At 37.5% G+C, this 18,243-nt stretch carries 21 protein-coding genes and 1 pseudogene; 21 read left to right on the top strand and 1 reads right to left on the bottom strand.

Annotation, left to right across the window (positions count from 1 at the left end):
- Nucleotides 1-78: pseudogene (locus JWG40_RS04595) on the bottom strand (N-acetylneuraminate synthase family protein); the annotation flags it as partial.
- Between JWG40_RS04595 and JWG40_RS04590 the strand changes: the two are divergent.
- The 21 genes from JWG40_RS04590 to JWG40_RS04490 form a co-directional block, all read left to right on the top strand.
- Nucleotides 43-264, top strand: a complete 222-nt coding sequence (locus JWG40_RS04590) for an SAF domain-containing protein (protein ID WP_408611483.1) — start codon at nt 43-45, stop codon at nt 262-264. The pseudogene JWG40_RS04595 and the gene JWG40_RS04590 overlap by 36 nt on opposite strands.
- Nucleotides 261-1,433 carry a UDP-N-acetylglucosamine 2-epimerase gene (gene neuC, locus JWG40_RS04585; protein WP_205284687.1) on the top strand — a complete coding sequence of 391 codons (1,173 nt, stop codon included), beginning with the start codon at nt 261-263 and terminating at the stop codon, nt 1,431-1,433. Before JWG40_RS04590 ends, neuC begins: the two co-directional genes overlap by 4 nt.
- Entirely contained in the window at nt 1,430-2,476 is a 1,047-nt protein-coding gene (locus JWG40_RS04580; protein WP_205284686.1) for a nucleotidyltransferase family protein, read from the top strand. Before neuC ends, JWG40_RS04580 begins: the two co-directional genes overlap by 4 nt.
- An 8-nt stretch (nt 2,477-2,484) precedes the next feature.
- Entirely contained in the window at nt 2,485-3,642 is a 1,158-nt protein-coding gene (locus JWG40_RS04575) for an N-acetyl sugar amidotransferase (RefSeq protein WP_205284685.1), read from the top strand.
- 12 nt (nt 3,643-3,654) lie between these two features.
- Nucleotides 3,655-4,425 (top strand): imidazole glycerol phosphate synthase subunit HisF, encoded by a 771-nt coding sequence (hisF, locus tag JWG40_RS04570; RefSeq protein WP_205284684.1) that lies wholly within the window; start codon nt 3,655-3,657, stop codon nt 4,423-4,425.
- Nucleotides 4,412-5,059, top strand: a complete 648-nt coding sequence (gene hisH, locus JWG40_RS04565) for an imidazole glycerol phosphate synthase subunit HisH (RefSeq protein WP_205284683.1) — start codon at nt 4,412-4,414, stop codon at nt 5,057-5,059. The genes hisF and hisH overlap by 14 nt, the downstream gene beginning before the upstream one ends.
- Complete coding sequence (locus JWG40_RS04560) at nt 5,056-5,748, top strand: acylneuraminate cytidylyltransferase family protein (protein ID WP_205284682.1); 693 nt, start codon at nt 5,056-5,058, stop codon at nt 5,746-5,748. The genes hisH and JWG40_RS04560 overlap by 4 nt, the downstream gene beginning before the upstream one ends.
- A 3-nt stretch (nt 5,749-5,751) precedes the next feature.
- Nucleotides 5,752-6,996: a polysialyltransferase family glycosyltransferase gene (locus JWG40_RS04555; protein WP_205284681.1), complete on the top strand. Its 1,245-nt coding sequence runs from the start codon at nt 5,752-5,754 to the stop codon at nt 6,994-6,996.
- A complete protein-coding gene (locus tag JWG40_RS04550; RefSeq protein WP_205284680.1) occupies nt 6,996-7,550 on the top strand; it encodes a D-glycero-alpha-D-manno-heptose-1,7-bisphosphate 7-phosphatase in 555 nt (184 codons plus the stop codon). Before JWG40_RS04555 ends, JWG40_RS04550 begins: the two co-directional genes overlap by 1 nt.
- Nucleotides 7,551-7,568: 18 nt before the next feature.
- Entirely contained in the window at nt 7,569-8,291 is a 723-nt protein-coding gene (locus tag JWG40_RS04545; protein ID WP_205284679.1) for a sugar phosphate nucleotidyltransferase, read from the top strand.
- The gene (locus JWG40_RS04540) at nt 8,288-9,664 is read left to right on the top strand and encodes a GHMP family kinase ATP-binding protein (RefSeq protein WP_205284678.1); all 1,377 of its coding nucleotides are present in this window, start codon (nt 8,288-8,290) and stop codon (nt 9,662-9,664) included. The genes JWG40_RS04545 and JWG40_RS04540 overlap by 4 nt, the downstream gene beginning before the upstream one ends.
- 11 nt (nt 9,665-9,675) lie before the next feature.
- Nucleotides 9,676-11,565: an N-acetylneuraminate synthase family protein gene (locus tag JWG40_RS04535; protein ID WP_205284677.1), complete on the top strand. Its 1,890-nt coding sequence runs from the start codon at nt 9,676-9,678 to the stop codon at nt 11,563-11,565.
- The gene (locus JWG40_RS04530) at nt 11,565-12,143 is read left to right on the top strand and encodes a D-sedoheptulose-7-phosphate isomerase (RefSeq protein WP_205284676.1); all 579 of its coding nucleotides are present in this window, start codon (nt 11,565-11,567) and stop codon (nt 12,141-12,143) included. Before JWG40_RS04535 ends, JWG40_RS04530 begins: the two co-directional genes overlap by 1 nt.
- Nucleotides 12,140-13,018 (top strand): class I SAM-dependent methyltransferase, encoded by an 879-nt coding sequence (locus JWG40_RS04525; RefSeq protein WP_205284675.1) that lies wholly within the window; start codon nt 12,140-12,142, stop codon nt 13,016-13,018. Before JWG40_RS04530 ends, JWG40_RS04525 begins: the two co-directional genes overlap by 4 nt.
- A 1-nt stretch (nt 13,019) precedes the next feature.
- Complete coding sequence (locus JWG40_RS04520; RefSeq protein WP_205284674.1) at nt 13,020-13,856, top strand: sugar phosphate isomerase/epimerase family protein; 837 nt, start codon at nt 13,020-13,022, stop codon at nt 13,854-13,856.
- Nucleotides 13,853-14,596 carry an acylneuraminate cytidylyltransferase family protein gene (locus JWG40_RS04515; RefSeq protein ID WP_205284673.1) on the top strand — a complete coding sequence of 248 codons (744 nt, stop codon included), beginning with the start codon at nt 13,853-13,855 and terminating at the stop codon, nt 14,594-14,596. Before JWG40_RS04520 ends, JWG40_RS04515 begins: the two co-directional genes overlap by 4 nt.
- The gene (locus JWG40_RS04510) at nt 14,597-15,982 is read left to right on the top strand and encodes an aspartate aminotransferase family protein (RefSeq protein WP_205284672.1); all 1,386 of its coding nucleotides are present in this window, start codon (nt 14,597-14,599) and stop codon (nt 15,980-15,982) included.
- Nucleotides 15,979-16,416, top strand: coding sequence for a VOC family protein (locus JWG40_RS04505; RefSeq protein WP_205284671.1), 438 nt, complete (start codon nt 15,979-15,981; stop codon nt 16,414-16,416). The genes JWG40_RS04510 and JWG40_RS04505 overlap by 4 nt, the downstream gene beginning before the upstream one ends.
- Nucleotides 16,413-17,084, top strand: a complete 672-nt coding sequence (locus tag JWG40_RS04500; RefSeq protein WP_205284670.1) for a class I SAM-dependent methyltransferase — start codon at nt 16,413-16,415, stop codon at nt 17,082-17,084. The genes JWG40_RS04505 and JWG40_RS04500 overlap by 4 nt, the downstream gene beginning before the upstream one ends.
- Nucleotides 17,085-17,105: 21 nt before the next feature.
- Nucleotides 17,106-17,879, top strand: coding sequence for an SDR family NAD(P)-dependent oxidoreductase (locus JWG40_RS04495; protein ID WP_205284669.1), 774 nt, complete (start codon nt 17,106-17,108; stop codon nt 17,877-17,879).
- 9 nt (nt 17,880-17,888) lie between these two features.
- Nucleotides 17,889-18,243, top strand: a 355-nt coding sequence (locus tag JWG40_RS04490; protein ID WP_205284668.1) for an SDR family NAD(P)-dependent oxidoreductase, incomplete at its 3' end; no start/stop codon positions are given.

The following is an 18,243-nucleotide window of genomic DNA, read 5'->3' as shown; positions in this document are numbered from 1 at the left end:
AACTAACTGTTTCAATTCCGTTGGATCTAAACTTGCCTTGTGATCAGGACCGGGAAGATTTTTATCAAGAGTGAAATTAAGAATATCCCTATAGCAAGAAAATCAATAATAGCTAATAGTTTGATTAAGAAAGGTGATGTTTTTTCAAAAGAAAACTTAACCGCAAAAAGACCAGGAAGTGGCATTTCTCCAATGCGTTTGAATGAACTAATTGGTAAAAAAGCCAGTCGTGATTTTCAAAATGATGAGTTGATTGAACTATGATAAAGAAAATCTGTATAGTGACTGGAACCCGGGCTGAATACGGTCTTTTATCTCATTTGATGAAAGAGATTAAAGCTCTCGATAAATTCCAGTTACAAATATTGGTAACAGGAATGCATTTGTCCCACGAGTTTGGACTGACATACAAACAAATCATAGCTGATGGTTTTGAAATTGATAGAAAGATTGAAATATTGCTTAGTGCTGATACTGCATCGGCTGTAACTAAGTCCATTGGGTTAGGTTTACTTGGGTTTTCCGAAGCCTTTGAGCAATTGAAGCCAGATCTATTGATCGTTCTTGGCGATCGTTATGAAATCCTTGCAGCCGCTACAAGTGCTCTTATTTTTAATATCCCTATTTGCCATATCCACGGTGGAGAGGTTACTTATGGAGCCTATGATGACTCTATAAGACATTCAATAACGAAAATGTCAAAATTACATTTTACTGCTGCGAAAGAATACCGACAACGAGTGATTCAACTCGGCGAAGATCCTCGGTTTGTTTTTGATGTAGGGGGACTCGGTGTGGATGCCATTCTTCGACTTCCTGTGATTCCGAAAGAAAAATTAGAAGAAGAAATCGGATTTACTTTTGGTAAAAAAAATCTCTTAGTTACCTTTCATCCAGAAACGTTGGCAAATGAGAGTTCTACTTGGCAATTTAATCAACTATTGGCTGCTCTGGATACATTGGAAGAAACAAACTTAATTTTTACACATCCAAATTCGGACAATGGCGGAAGGGAAATTATTTCATTGATTGAAAGTTATGTAAATACTCATGATAATGCAAAATCTTATACATCTTTAGGCCAATTGCGCTACTTTTCTTGTATTCGTTATGTTGATGGTGTTATTGGAAACTCTTCCAGTGGTTTACTTGAAGTACCAACCTTTAAAAAAGGGACTATCAATATCGGAAATAGACAAAGTGGTCGATTGCGAGCGGAGAGTGTAATTGATACATCAACAACGAAAGAGTCTATTATGACTGGGATTAACAAACTCTATTCATCTGAATATCAAAGCAGATTAAATTCTGTTGTAAATCCTTATGGAGAAGGCAAAGCAACTGCCAAAATTTTAGATAAACTAATGCATTTTGACTTCGATTCTTTGCGCGAAAAGAAATTTTTTGATCTTCCTATGGCAGGAACTCTATGACAAATCATTGGCAAACTGCTGTAATTTCCCTGCATTCAACAATTCAAGATGTGATTAAAAACTTAGATGATAGTACTTTGCAGATTGCACTCATCGTTTCTGCAGAGGGAAGATTTTTGGGTACGATTACCGATGGAGATATTCGACGTGGGTTACTTAGAGGATTAACTCTTGCTAGTCCTATCGAATCGATTATGTTTCGTGATTCTTTAGTGGTTACACCAGAAATGAGTCGGGATATGGTGCTTCAACTGATGCAAACTAACCGAATTCATCAGTTACCAATCGTTGATGAGAAGAGGAAAGTCGTTGGTCTATATCTTTTAGATGAAATCTTGGCTCCTTCTGTCAGAGATAATATTTTTCTGATCATGGCTGGTGGGCGGGGTCAGCGGCTTATGCCACATACAGAAAATTGTCCGAAACCTATGCTTGCAGTTGCAGGCAAACCGATGTTAGAGCATATTATCGATAGAGCCAAAAGGGAAGGTTTTCAGAATTTTTTAATCGCGATTCATTATCTCGGTCATATGATCGAAGAATACTTTGGGAATGGCTCCAAATTTGGGGTGAATATTGAATACGTTCGAGAAGAAGAGCCTCTAGGAACTGCTGGAGCTTTGAGTTTGATTCAAAAGATTCCTGCAATGCCATTTATTGTTACTAATGGTGATGTGCTCACCGACATACATTATGCTGAGTTTTTAGACTTTCACATGCGACATGGAGCAACAGCGACTATGGCAGTTCGTTTGCATGAATGGCAACATCCATTTGGAGTCGTTAGAACAAAGGGTGTTGAAATTGTTGGATTTGAAGAGAAACCTGTGTATCGTAGTCATGTGAATGCTGGAATTTATACATTAAATCCAGAAGCATTAACTCGGTTACTCCCGAAGGCACATTGTGATATGCCAACTTTGTTTTCAAGATTAGCGGATGAAGGTTTGAGAACAATTGTTTATCCTATGCATGAACCATGGATAGATGTAGGTAGACCAGACGATTTACATAAAGTGAATTTACAAGAAGGAAATATTTAGGACCAAAAATGGAAAAACGAAATTTAATAAAGTTATATAATCTTCCTGAAACCGTTAAGTTTTGTAAAAAATGCACCGTTTCAAACCAGAGACCACGAATTACTTTTGATGAACATGGAGTTTGTTCTGCTTGTAATTTCGCTGAATTTAAAAGAACCCAAATCGACTGGAAGAAGAGAGAGCAAGAGTTAGTTGAACTTTGTGATAAATTCAGGAAGAATAACGGTGAATACGATGTCATCGTTCCTTGCAGCGGTGGAAAAGATGGTGGTTTCGTTGCCCATCAGTTAAAGTATAAATACGGGATGAATCCTCTGACCGTGACTTGGGCACCCTTAAAGGCTACCGAAATCGGAAGAAAAAATTTGGATGCGTTTATTGGTTCTGGGTTTGATAATATTTTAGGCACTCCGAATGGTAGTGTAACTCGTAGACTAACGCATCTGTCGTTTAAGTTTCTTGGAGATCCTTTCCAACCGTTTATTTATGGGCAGACAAATTTCCCCATGCATATGGCCCTCAAATACAATGTTTCCTTAATCATGTATGGAGAAAACGGAGAGGTTGAATATGGTGGAGACATGAAAAACGCCTTTAGACCAAACAGGGACATTCAAGACCATGATAAACATTATTTTTCCGGTTTACCGCCAGAATTTTGGACCGAACATGGGTTAAGTGCAAGTGATTTGAAGCCGTTTATGGCTCCAAAATATGAAGAAATTGTTAAAAACAAAACAGAAATACACTTTCTTGGGTATTATAAATTTTGGGATCCGCAAGAAAATTTTTATTACTGTCAAGAACACACCGGGTTCACACCAAACTCAGAACGTTCGGAAGGAACGTATTCAAAATATGCAAGTTTAGATGATAGAATTGACGGCTTTCATTATTATTTAGCTTACATAAAGTTTGGAATTGGAAGAACCACTTCTGATACAGCCCATGAGATCCGTGATCACAAAATTACGAGAGAAGAAGGTGCTGCTCTTGTTAAGCGATATGATGGAGAGTTTCCAAAAAAACATTACCAGGAATTTTTGGAGTATTGTTCAATTACAGATGAAGAATTTATTTCAGTGATTGATAGTTGGAGATCCGATCACCTATGGATTAAAAAAGGTGATGAGTGGGATTTGAAATATAAAGTGTGGGAGAATTAATCCTAAATCACTATGAGAAAAATTCGTCTCATCGCAAGACTAGACATCAAAGGTACAAATTTAATTAAAGGTGTACATCTCGAAGGTTTAAGAGTGATTGGTTCTCCTGCAGAGTATGCACATAAATACTATCACCAAGGTGTTGATGAATTAATTTATATCGATTGTGTGGCAAGTTTATACGGTCGAAACAATTTGAGCGAAATCGTTGAAGACTCGGTGAAAGATATTTTTGTTCCACTCACCGTCGGTGGGGGAATACGTTCCGTTGAAGATGCAACGAGGTTGCTTAGAAGTGGTGCTGACAAAGTTGCCATTAACACTGCTGCTGTTGCAAACCCAAATTTAATTTCTGAAATATCAAGAAGATTCGGAAGCCAATGTATGGTTTTGTCTGTTCAAGCCAAACAAATAGATGAGAAAAAATGGGAAGTTTTGACAGATAATGGTCGGGAAAAAACCGGTTTAGATGTTGTGGATTGGGTAAAAAAGGCAGTAGGTCTCGGCGCAGGAGAAATCCTTCTCACATCAATTGATCGAGAGGGAACTCGCAAAGGATTTGATGTAGAACTTGTAAAAGCCGTAACAAAACAAGTTTCCGTTCCCGTCATCGCAAGTGGCGGTATGGGAATTCCAGAACACTTAATTGATATAGTCCGCGAAGGTGAAGCCGATGCTGTTGCAATGGCTGATATATTGCATTATGGTCGGTCTACAATCGAAACTTTGCGTGAAACGGCTCTTAATGCAGGTATAGAGGTGAGAAAATTTGTCACTACCTGAAGTTTTGATTATAGATTATGGTGTTGGTAATCTTTTGAGTGTACAAAGAGGATTCGAATATTGCGGAGCAAAAGTCGATATTTCGTCAGATCCAGAAAAGATTCAAAAAGCCTCTCATATTATACTACCGGGTGTTGGAGCTTTTGCGAATGCAATGGATGCACTAAATCAGCGAGGTTTGGTGGAAGTGATCCATCGAGTGGTCACGAAGGGAACACCTTTGTTAGCGATCTGTTTAGGGATGCAAATGTTACTAGATGAAAGCGAAGAGTTTGGAATCACGCGAGGTTTGGGTTTAATTCCCGGGCGTGTGGTTCCAATCCCATCTTTAACAACCCAAGGACAACCGCAAAAAATTCCGCATATTGGATGGAGTGAGTTGCACCCCGCGACATCGAATCAAAATTGGAAGTCATCTATTTTAGAAAAAATTCAAGATGGTGAGTCTGTTTATTTTGTACATTCCTTTATGGCATTACCAGAGAATGATAAACACCGACTTGCCGATACAAATTACGGTGGAAATCGTATTGCTGCTGTTATTGGCAGAGACAACGTATTCGGTTGCCAATTTCATCCAGAAAAAAGTGGGGATGTAGGACTTCGGATACTGAGTCAATTTATAAAACTATGAGAATTCTTGCTCTGATTCCTGCCAGAGCAGGATCGAAAAGGTTACCTGGTAAAAACATTAAACTACTTGGTGGGAAACCATTAATTGTTTGGAGTATTGATCTAGCAAAAAAGATTTCAGAAATCTGTGATGTACTGATCTCAACAGATTCAGAGGAAATAGCTCTGACTGCTAAGAATTTTGGAGGTTATGTTCCTTGGCTTCGCCCGGATCATTTGTCAACTGATACTTCCTCATCAGTTGACATGGCAATTCATGCTTTAGATTGGTACCAAACGGAACATGGCAAGGTGGATGGATTGTTGTTATTACAACCAACTTCTCCATTTCGAAGTTTGGCGATGATGGGGCAGGGAATCAAACTTTTCGAAACCAAAAGAAACCCAGTGGTTGCGGTCTCAAAAACTCATAATCATCCGAACTGGACTTTTAGAATTGAAAATCAAAATCTTATTCCTTTTTTGGATGTTAACGGACTCAATCAAAGATCTCAAGATTTAGAGTCTGCTTTTGTTGTAAATGGTTCGTTTTACCTAACAAGCCCAGCTGATTTAATTTCTAATCAGTCTTTCTTTGGATCCGTAACCACCCCACTCATTATTGACAATGAATTGGAATGTGTGGATATCGATACTTTAATAGATTTTCAATTTGCTGAATTTCTAATCTCAAAACATTATATAAAATAAATAATGGAACCTACACAGAGTCATAACCCAGTTAAAATATATTTGATAGCCGATAGGCCGTTGGATCAACGTTTTTGGTCCTATTGGATATTTGATCTTCTGAAGGAAGTTCGTTGTGATTTTGAAGTATTACAACTAACATACGCTCATGATTTTTTAAAAGATGCGAAGGAGACTTCTCCTGATAATAGTAAGAATATTCAATTTTCGAAGTTTTTTGATGAAAAATCGGTAATTGAATTTCTTGAAAATAAGGCCATAAGACAATCGCTAGTATTTTTTTATACCTGGGCACCACCAAATGCTTTTATGAATGTATTTTCATTTGTAGATAAAAATTTTGAATATTATTATTATTTAATGCATGGGGTAGGTGATAATGCATCCGATCACAAATTTGGTATGGGATTTTTTGAGGGTTTACTTGCCTACTATAAGAGGATACGTTTTATTATTGGAATGAAACGTCGATTTCGTGGGCCAAGATTCTGGCTTGATTCTACAAAGATGCGGATCAGTGCGCAGTATCCGTATTTAGGCCCATTTGGTTTTCGTACGAAGTTACTTGTTACCGGAAATCACTTTCAAGAAAGGTTTCTAATAGCAAAAAAATCTAAACAAATTCCAGATTATAATAAAAAAAGAAAATCAGTTCTATGGCTTGATCAAAATTTACCGAATGTGGATCAATTTGGGTATAAGATTAAATTAGATCCAGAAAAGTATTACCGTTCATTAAGTAAAATCTTCGAACATTTGATAGGGTTAGGTTATGATGTTTTTCTAACTTTGCATCCAGACACAAGAAAGGAAGATAAAGATATTCTACTTAAAGAATACATTAAGTGCAATGTTTCTATTCTGGATGTAACTTCCGAGAACGCTACCATTAATATTGATCTAGTTTTAGTTCATGACAGCACGGCGTCTTATTTTGGTGTTTTGGCGAATAAACCTATTGTGAATTTAATCTACAGAGAATTGAATGATAAGCCTATGATTGATTCAATTTTAGGTTTAAGTAAATTGTTAAATACTCAATTAATCTATTTTGACGAATTCGGCTTTGACTCAATAGATTTTAATCAAGTCCAGGTAGATAGGAAAAAATATAAAGAGTTCTCTAAAGCTTTTATTCAAGGAAATCATAAAAAATTTCCGCATGAATATATGAAATCTTTAATTAAAAAAGAAATTGAATCCCTCAATAGAGAACAGTCTGTTGTTTTTGCACCAAACAAGGTTTGATGGAAACAAAGTTAAACAAAGCATTGTTTTTGGATCGAGACGGGGTCATTAATGAAGATTATGATTACGTTTATCAAATTCAAAATTTTCAGTTTAAGCCGGGTATCTTTGAACTCTGTCAATATGCAAACTCCAAAGGATATTTGATTTTTGTTATAACCAACCAGGCGGGAATTGCTAGAGGTTACTATTCGGAACGAGAGTTTTGGAAACTGACTCAATGGATGCTTGGCGAATTCCAAAAACATAAATGTGTAATTTCAAAAGTGTATTTTTGCCCTTTCCATCCTGATTTTGGAAATTCAAAATACAAACGTATCTCTAGTTTTCGAAAGCCAGGTCCTGGGATGATATTAAAAGCGGGAAAACGCTTTCATGTTGATTTACCTGGCTCCGTTTTAATCGGAGATCAAACGACTGATTTGGAAGCTGGATTGAATGCTGGAATTGGAAAAAATTTGCTCCTTTTGAATCCGAATAAAAAAAGAAATTCCCTACCGGAGGGAAGTTTTCTTATTACTTCTTTAAATGAGGCAAGCTCATTTCTGACTTAGTTACGAGGTCCTTTAATTATGAATGATTTTATGGATTTGCCTATTTTCATTTTAGCCGGCGGTAAGGGAACACGTTTGGCTTCTGTTGTGAGCGATGTACCAAAACCGTTAGCTCCTGTGAATGGAAAACCTTTCCTTCAGTATCTATTAGAAAATTACGTGAACCAGGGGTTTAAGAATTTTTATTTTTTACTTCATCATAAATCTGATTTAATTATAAGCTGTGTTGAAAATCTAAAAGAAAGCATTTTGGAAAAGTGTAAGATCCATTATTCTGTTGAACCGTCTTTATTAGGAACGGGAGGGTCAGTTGCCTATACTTTACAATCCCTAAATTATTCAGGAGAATTCGTTATCGTTAATGCAGATACATGGGTGGATGCAAAATCAATGAATCGTATTGCGAGTTCGATAGCACCATCCATTGGAGTGATTCATATTTCTGATGTTTCTCGATACGGTAAGGTAACGACCAGTGGGGATTTGATTATGGCATTTGATGAGAAAAAGGAAAATGCAGGTCAGGGATGGATCAATGCTGGAATCTATAAGTTGCATTCTGATGATTTTATTGGAAAGACCGGGGAGTTTTCCATGGAAAAAGACATATTCCCGAACTTGGTCAAACAGGGAAGACTAAGGGCTGTTCCTTTGGAGACGGAATTTATAGACATTGGAATTCCTGAGGATTATGAACGGTTCCAGAAATGGATTACATCAGGAAAGGAGACCGGACTTTGAATTTTGATTTATTTTTAGTGACACTCGATAGTTCCATTGAACAGGCATTAGTTAAAATTGAGGGAAATCATCTCGGCTTTATTTTAGTTCAGAACGAAACCAAACAAATCATTGGACTTGTTACCGATGGCGATATTAGACGGAATTTACTGAACGGTAAAAGTCTAAGTTCTCCTATCTCCGATGGAATGAATCGCGAATTCACCTGGTCTTCGAATCAATCTCCTCGAGAACAATTATTAAAGATGTTGGATTCCAGGATTCGCTTTATACCAATTTTGGACGAAAATAAACGATTGGTTGGAATCGTAACTAAAGATGAAATCCCCATTTTAGAAGAACGTAAAGTGTATGCAAGGGCACGATCACCAGTTCGGATTAGTTTTGGCGGTGGTGGTTCGGATCTCACTCATTTTTTTAGTAGTGAAAAAGGTGCTGTGATCAACTCAACGGTTTCCTTATATACTCATGCAACTTTAAGGATTAGGGAAGATTATAAAATAATTCTAAATTCAAGAGACTTAAAAGAATCAATTGAATTTACCGATTTTGATGATTTGATAAACCGTGAGTCAAAGTTTAAGTTATTCCAATCAATTATCAAGGTAGCACGTCCAAATTTCGGATTCGAATTATTTGTACATTCAGATTATCCTATGAACTCGGGCCTTGGTGGATCAGCTGTTGTATCCTCTGCCATTCTTGGCTGTTTTAATCAATTCCGAAAAGATAAATGGGACAATCATGAGATTGCTGAATTGGCATTTCAAGCGGAACGTTTAGATATGGGAATTGCTGGTGGGTGGCAGGATCAATATGCCACTGTTTTTGGAGGCTTCAACTTTATGGAGTTTGCAATGGATCAAAATATTGTTCATCCATTGAGACTTTCTAAAGACACTATGATCGAGTTGGAAGAAAGTTTGATTTTATGTGACACTGCCACAACGCATGATTCAGGTAATATACATGATGATCAGCGTGAATCTATGAAACAATCTGATATTAAACAAAAAGTCCAATCTAATGTAGAGCTTACTTATGAAATGAGGAATCATCTTTTAAGGGGGCGCCTTTTGCAGTTTGGTCTCTGTTTGCACAAAGCTTGGGAGATTAAACGGGGTTTGAGTTCAAAAATTTCTAATCAATTCCTAGATAAAATTTATAATGATGCGATTGCAAATGGGGCCATTGGTGGGAAATTGTTAGGAGCTGGGGGTGGCGGTTTTTTTCTATTTTATGTTCCCCCTTTTGTTAGGCATAAGATTTTGAATTGGATGGATTCCGTTGGTTTGAATTATCGGCCCTTTCGATTTGATTCGGAAGGCCTACAGGCCTGGACGGTTCGAGAAGAATTAATTAAAGAGGATTGAGCGGTATTTTAATGAAAATTGGTAATTTTGAAATTGGATCGGGACGGACTTTTATCATTGCTGAGATTGGTAACAATCACAACGGAAATCTGCAGAAGGCATACGAACTTGTAGATGTCGCAGTTTCCGTTGGGGCAGATTGTGCGAAATTCCAAATGAGGCATTTAGATGAAGTTTATCGTCAAAAAAGTCTCAAAAAATCTGGAGAAGATTTAGGAACAGAATACATACTAGACCTGCTTGAAAAATTTGAACTCGATAAAGAATTCCACCGAAAACTGAATTCATACTGTATAGAGAAAGGAATCCTTTACTTGTGTACGCCATGGGATTATAAGAGTGTTGATATCCTCGAAAGTTTTCCTGTGCCAGCTTATAAAGTGGCTTCTGCTGATTTAACAAATGTTACACTCTTGGATCGATTGATCGAAACCAAGAAACCATTGATATTATCCACTGGAATGAGTAATACGGAAGAAATACTCTTCACTCGAGATTATTTGAATAAATCCAATGTACCGTTTGTTTTTTTACATTGCAACAGTACCTATCCCGCGCCTTTGCACGATATTAATCTAAAATGGATACAACAGTTAAGAGAATTCCACAGTTATGTTGGTTATTCTGGCCATGAAAGAGGGATCAACGTGACCTTAGCTTCTGTTGCAATGGGTGCCATGGTTGTAGAGCGTCATTTAACATTGGATCGAAATATGGAAGGGCCCGATCATGCAGCGAGTTTGGAATCTAGCGAATTTGCTAAGTTGGTGCAAGGGATTCGTGAAATTGAAGAAGCTCTTGGATCTACTCAATATGAACGTAAGCTTAGCCAAGGTGAAATGATCAATCGGGAGAATCTTTCTAAAAGTTGTGTTGCGGCAATTCCAATCTCACGGGGAACCATAATTACAAAAGAGATGATCAAGGTATTAAGCCCTGGGCAAGGTCTCTCTCCGCAGAAAATGAATGAACTGATCGGAAAAAAGATTCAACGTGATATGTTAGAAGAGGATTATTTTTTCCCATCGGATCTCAGCGAAAAGAGAATTGAGCCAAAGCAATATAAATTCAGCCGGCCATGGGGAGTTCCTGTTCGCTACCACGACTTTCAAGAATATTATCATCGCGTGAAACCAGATCTATTTGAATTCCATTTGTCTTACTCCGATATGGAATTGGATCCGGGAAAATACCTGAGTGGAACGTATGATTGTGAATTTGTTGTGCATGCACCTGAGTTATTTGAAGGTAGCCATTTGATGGATTTAGCAACTCCTGATGATGCCTATCGCAAAATCTCGCTAAAAGAAACACAGCGAGTCATTGATATTACTCGTTCATTAAAACAATTTTTTCCGAAAACCAAGAAACCGTTTATTGTTGCGAATATAGGTGGAATTTCAATGGACGGAAACCTTCCTAAAGAAGTTCTACCTTCATATTACAAAAGGTTTGGTGAAAGTTTGCAGTTGTTAAATCAAGAGGGAGTAGAATTGATTCCGCAAACGATGGCACCTTTCCCTTGGCATTTTGGCGGGCAACGATACCAGAATATTTTTGTTCATATTGCAGAGATTGAAGAATGGTGTAAAAAATTTAACCTGAGAATGTGTTATGATGTATCTCATACAATGTTAACGTGTAATCACTTCGGATATGATTTTTATGATTTTTCTACGAGGATCGCTCCTTTTACAGCTCATATCCATATGGGTGATGCCAAAGGTCTTAATGGAGAGGGCCTTCAGGTAGGTGATGGAGAAATCGACTTTCCAAGGCTTGGAAAAATATTTGCAGAACATGCTCCTAAAGCTTGGTTCATTCCCGAAATTTGGCAAGGGCATAAAAATGGTGGTGAGGGATTCTGGATTGCACTGGAGCGGTTGGAAGGAATTCTCTAATGTCAATTGATAAGATTAAGGCTGTGGTTCAATCCTCAATAGATGTTAAAAAAGCTATCTACCAATCGGATAGTATTTTGAAGCAAATCGCCGCACTTGCTGACCTATGTTTACAATCGCTTAAGTCTGGAGGGAAAGTTATATTTGCTGGAAACGGCGGAAGTTTTGCCGATTCACAGCATTTAGCGGCGGAATTTATTTCCCGGCTTCAATTCGATCGGGATCCGTTATCTGCAGTGGCGTTAGGAACTAACAGTTCTTCTACGACTGCAATTGGGAATGATTACGGTTATGATCAAGTTTTTGTCAGAGAGCTTAAAGCAATAGCACAACCTAATGATGTCTATATTCCAATCACTACTAGCGGAAACAGTGCAAACATTTTAGCAACCATCGAAACCGCAAAATCAAAAAATTTAAAAGTCGTCGGTCTTACTGGCGAGTCTGGCGGAAAGTTAAAAGAGTTAGTTGAATGTATTTGTGTTCCATCAAAAAGAACGGAACGAATTCAGGAATCTCATATTATGATTGGACATATTGTCTGTGGCTTAGTAGAGGATGGTTACTTTTTAAAATGAAGGCACATTCTTGTTATCTTTGCGGATCGCATTCTTTTCAAACAAGACCGGGTAAAGTTAGAGATAATGATGCACTCAAAATAAATGAGTGTACCAATTGTGGTTTAGTTTTTTTATCTTCCTTTGATCACATTAAGGAAACTCATTATCAAGAGTCGGGAATGCATGGCGAAGCCTTACCGGAGATTCGCGAATGGCTAAAGGAAACGGAGAAGGATGATGAAAGAAGATTCCAGTTTCTGAAAGAAAAAATGGTGAATCGACAGATTTTGGACTTCGGTTGTGGTGTTGGAGGGTTTTTGCTAAAGGCAAAAAATGTTGCCCATACCGCAGAAGGTGTGGAATTAGAAACTCGTTTACAGCCTCATTTTAACAAAAATCAAGTCTCTGTTTATGCGAATTTGGAAGAGCTTACTACAAAACAAAAAAACTATGATTTAATTACAGCCTTTCATGTACTCGAACATATCGCTGATCCCATTTCTATTTTAGAAACCTTATCCAAACTATTGGTAAAAAATGGGGAACTAATTATTGAAGTACCAAGTTCGAATGATGCTCTACTTACACTTTACGAAAATAAAGAATTCAGTGAATTTACATATTGGAGCCAACATTTATTTTTGTTTGATGCAAAGACATTTGAAATTTTGATTCAAAAGGCAAACTTAAAACTAAATTGGATCAAACATATTCAGAGATATCCTTTATCCAATCACTTATTCTGGTTAGCAAAGGGAAAACCAGGAGGGCATAAAATTTGGAATCATCTAAATTCGGAAGCCTTAGAAAAAACTTATGAAGCTGTTTTAGCAGCCAATGGTCTTACCGACACGATCATCGCTTCTGTTTCATTGAAAAAGGAAAATGCATAGTATGAAAAATTTACTCGGAGTTATGCAAGGTAGGTTACTCCCAAAATTCAATGGTCGCTACCAAGCACATCCTGTTGGTTATTGGCAAGACGAGTTTCCCATTGCGCAATCGCTTGGTTTGGACTGTATAGAATTTATTCTTGATTATAACGATTTTGATAAAAACCCGCTCACATCAGAAGTCGGAATTGAAGAGATAAAAAAATCTATAAGGGAAACTGGACTCAAAGTGGTTTCAATCTGTGCCGATTATTTTATGGAAGCTCCACTTCATTCTAGTGATTCTGCAGTCGTTGAAAATAGCCAAAAAGTCCTTTCTTTGCTTTTGAAACATGCCAAAGAAATCGGAGTCAATGATATAGTAATTCCTTGTGTGGACCAATCTTCTTTACGATCTGAATCGGATAAAAAATCTTTTTACGAGAACCTTTTGCCTTTGGTTAAGGAAGCTGAGGTATCGGACATTCACTTGTCTTTAGAAACAGATTTGGGCCCTAAGGATTTTTTACAAGTAGTCAGAATGTTTGCTTCAAAAGCGGTAACGGTAAATTATGATATTGGCAACAGCGCTTCACTCGGATTTGATCCTAGTGAAGAATTTGAAGCCTATGGAAATTATATCACAGATATTCATATAAAAGATAGGAAACTCAATGCGGGTTCTGTTGAATTAGGCACAGGTAATGCTGAATTCAATAAAGTTTTATCTTTGATTCAAAAGATAAATTACGCAGGTCCTTTCATTATGCAGGCATATCGGGATGATGAAGGCCTTGATATATTTAAGCGGCAGTTAAGCTGGGTTCGTAATGTATTTAGAGTAGGTGGGTTAGTTTGAAAAATACAGTTGCTATTATACCTGCACGCAGTGGGTCAAAAAGTATAAAAGATAAGAACCTCGCTGTAGTTAGTGGGCATCCTTTGATTGCTTATAGTATTGCAGCGGGAGTATTAGCAGAGACTGTGGGCCGTACTATCGTTTCTACTGATTCAAAAGAGTATGCAGAAATTGCGAAGCGGTATGGTGCAGAAGTCCCGTTTCTTCGTCCTCTTGAATTTTCTACTGACACTTCAACAGACAGAGATTTTATGTTGCATGCAATGCAATGGGTGAAAGAAAACGAATCTAATCTACCTGAGTTTTGGGTTCATTTACGACCGACCACACCTCTAAGAGATCCAAAACATATAGATGAAGCTGTGCGGGTATTGGAAGCTGATAGTAAGGCAACCGCGTTACGTTCAGCTCATCCATGTTCAGAATCTCCTTTTAAGTGGTTTCGTAAGAATGATACCGGTTATCTGACAGCTCTTACTTCGGAGGAAACTTCTTTGGATAGATTCAATCTCCCTAGACAATCCTACCCCGATGTTTATATACCCGATGGTTACGTTGATGTAGTAAGAAGCTCTTTTGTTTTAAATACAGAATTGTTTCATGGAAATAAGGTGATCGGCTATATTTCTCCAGTGTGTACAGAAGTTGATTCACCAGAAGAGTTAGATTTACTTGAATTTCAAATTAAGAAGTATGGTTCACCGTTATTAGATTACTTGAATAAAATGGAGAATAAATAAATGGCAGGACACGGATTCAGTCATATTCCGCAGAATGTTGAGTTGGTTAGTTCTAAATATAGAAAAATACAAACTCAGATTCCTGTTCCCGAAAGTATTCCTTTGTTAGAGAAGATGTATGAAAGAGAATCAAGATCTATGCATGGGCAGATGCCAATTATTTGGGATACGGCCGAAGGATTCCAAGTTTCTGACCCGTGGGGGAATACTTGGATAGATTTTAGTAGTACAATTTTTGTAACAAATTCCGGTCATGGCAACAAGCGAATCATTGAAGCTTTAAGGCGAGTCCTTGATAAGCCGTTACTACATACCTATACCTATGGGAACTTAGAAAGAATTGAATATATTGACTACTTGATTACAAATACGCCTAAACAATTCGAGAAAGCTTTTTTATTATCTGCAGGAACAGAAGCCACCGAGTGTGCTTTAAAACTGATGAGACTTTACGGTCAGAAAAAAGGGAAAACGAAAGGTGGTATTATCTGTTTCGAAGGGAATTGGCATGGTCGCACTTTAGGTGCACAGATGATGGGATGGAATCCAGCCCAAAAAGAATGGATTGGTTACCTTGACCCAAATATTCACCACCTTCCTTTCCCCTATCCATGGAGAGAAGAGGCAGTAAAGAATCCTGTCGATTTTTTTAAAAAAGGATTAGAGGCATTGTGTAAGGAAAAAAATATCAATCCACTTACTGATATTTCTGGCTTTATGTTGGAAACCTTTCAAGGTTGGGGTGCCATTTTTTATCCAAAGGAATTTGTGCAAGCAGTTGTAGAGTTTGCCCATCAGAATGATATTCTTGTTTCTTTCGATGAAATGCAGGCAGGTTTTGGACGAACAGGAAAATTATTTGGTTATATGCATTACGGTGTGGAACCTGATATCCTGTGCTGTGGGAAAGGTGCAGCATCTAGTTTGCCTTTATCTTTAGTGTTAGGTTCTTCTGAGGTAATGGATTTACCTGACATAGGTTCTATGAGTTCAACTCATTCTGCCAATCCAATGATTTGTGCAGCAGGGAAGGCGAATTTAGAATCACTTCTTGAAGACGGTTATATAAAAAATTCGGAAGAATTAGGTAAAAAATTTCACGCAGAGTTAAAGAAGATCCAATCGAAATATTCTGACTACATAAGTTCTGTTCAAGGAATTGGCTTATTGGCTGCAGTCATCTTCAATGATAAACAAGGCAAACCACTTTCATCCTTGTGTGATCTGATTTCAGAGTATTGTTTGCAGAGAGGTCTAATCGTTGTTCATACTGGGCGTGAATCCATAAAACTTGCACCTCCACTTTGTATCCATGAAGAAGGCTTATTAGAAGGGTTAAGCGTTTTTTCTGGAGCAATAGCTGACGCAATAAAGAAATCTGTATGATTATAAAAACGCGACATACTGGGTTAGTAGTAAGAAAACTATCGGAATCGCTGAAATTTTACGAAGCATTAGGTTTTGTTCTTTGGAAACGAGAAATCGAAGAAGGTAGGTTCATCGAGACAGTTGTCGGTATTGGATCTGTGAAATTAGAAACAGCTAAAATGCATGCAAGCGATGGATCAATGATTGAATTACTTGAATATCATTCGCATCCTCTAAAGAAGGAGAAAGTAAACTCTCCATCGAATACATTGGGTTGTTCTCATATTGCTTTTACTGTAGATGATATTGAACGTACTTGTGAATTAATCAAAACTTTAGGTGGAAACATTGTTAACGATCCAGCGTTGTCGCCGTCTGGAATGGTTAAAGTTGCTTACTGTCATGACATTGATGGTATTTTGTTGGAATTGGTAGAGGAGGTCGCATCGTGACAGATTATTTAAAAGTGGTATATGATGAAGGCTCACATCCGTATACCGATTACCCAGGCAAATTAGTTTCTTATCTCTATCAGTCTTTTGGTTTAAAACCTGGATTAAAAATCCTCGAACCGGGATGCGGTAGAGGAGAGTTTTTGCTTAATTTTAAAAAACTGGGTTTGGACTGCACTGGAGTTGATCTTTCTAAAGAGGCCAAAACTTACTTGGCAACTCATCAAATTCCTGTCCACCTTTGTAACGCAGATAAAGATAAGTTGCCATTTAAGGACAATACATTCGATGTCATTTATAATAAGAGTTTTCTTGAGCATTTGCGTAACCCCGACTTTTTTCTTAAAGAAGCTTATCGAGTTTTAAAACCAGGTGGAATAATTATCTGCTTAGTTCCCGATTGGGAATCGAATTATAAAATTTATTTTGATGACTTTACCCATAGAACTCCATTTACCAAAATCTCACTTTTGGATATTTTTAAAATATGTGATTATTCAAATATCAATGTCTATATCTTTCGACAACTTCCAGTGGTTTGGAAATATCCGGTACTGAATTATTTATGTGCATTGCTAAGTCCGTTTATACCTGTTAGAACGCAGAATAAATTTTTACGTTGGTCTCGAGAGCTGATGTTAGTTGGCTCAGCTTATAAAAAATCCTAATAAACTGATTTAGGGACTTAAGTGAATTTAAATCTAAAAGATAAAAAAGTCTTTATTTCGGGTGGAAGTCGTGGAATTGGCTTAGCACTTGTTCGCAGTTTTTTGGTTGAAGGTGCACATGTTGCCTTCTGCTCTCGAAATCAAGAAACGGTTGATTCCGTGCTGAAAGAGCTAAAACGGCAATACCCGAGCAGCACTATTTTAGCATTTGCCTCAGATGCAACTGATCCTGTAAGTATAAAGGGCGTTTTTTCTGCTATTTCTGATAGATGGAATACTTTGGATATTGTTGTTTCCAATGTTGGTGATGGGAGGAGTACCCCAGATCCTCTCCAACTAGAGAGTCAATTTAATAAAACATGGCAGATGAACTTTGCCTCAGCAGAAAATGTTGCTAGAGAATTTCTGCAGATGAGTCACCAAGAACAAGGTACTCTTATTTTTATCTCTTCTATTGCAGGTTTAGAGGCCTTTGGGGCACCTACTGATTATTCTGTTGCAAAAGCGGCTCTCATCGCTCTTTCTAAAAACTTAGCTCGAAAATTAGCCCCTAACATTCGAGTCAATTGTGTGGCTCCTGGGAATGTATACTTTCCTGGTGGTAGTTGGGATGAGAAGATACAGAAAGATCCGGACCGAATTCAAAAGCTCATTGAATCGACAGTCCCAATGAAGCGATTTGGATCCCCTGAGGAGATCGCAGATTTAGTACTGTTTTTATCTTCAGAAAGAGCTTCGTTTATTACTGGTTCTTGTGTAGTCATTGATGGGGGTCAAACCGTCGGGTTTCATTAAGAGATTTCTATGATAGATTTATTTTCTTTAAAAGACAAAGTTATTATTATTACCGGTGCTACGGGGTTACTCGGAAGCCAACATGCAGAAGTTGTTGCCGAAGCCGGTGGCATTCCTGTTCTATTGGATTTAGATCAAGATCGGTGCAATCAATTAGCCGATAAGTTAAAACAAAAATATTCTGTTGATGCCATTGGGTATAAAGTTGATATTACGAAAGAAGAAGAAATCATCGATAACCTTTCTATAATCAAAAAAAAATACAAGTGTATACATGCTCTCATCAACAATGCTGCAAATAATCCTAAGGTAGAGGATTCTTCGGAGAAAGCGTTCTCTCGTTTAGAAAATTTTCCAACCGCTG

The organism is Leptospira abararensis (assembly GCF_016918735.1).
GTDB lineage: Bacteria > Spirochaetota > Leptospiria > Leptospirales > Leptospiraceae > Leptospira_A > Leptospira_A abararensis.
This window is presented reverse-complemented; position numbering and strand designations above follow the sequence as displayed.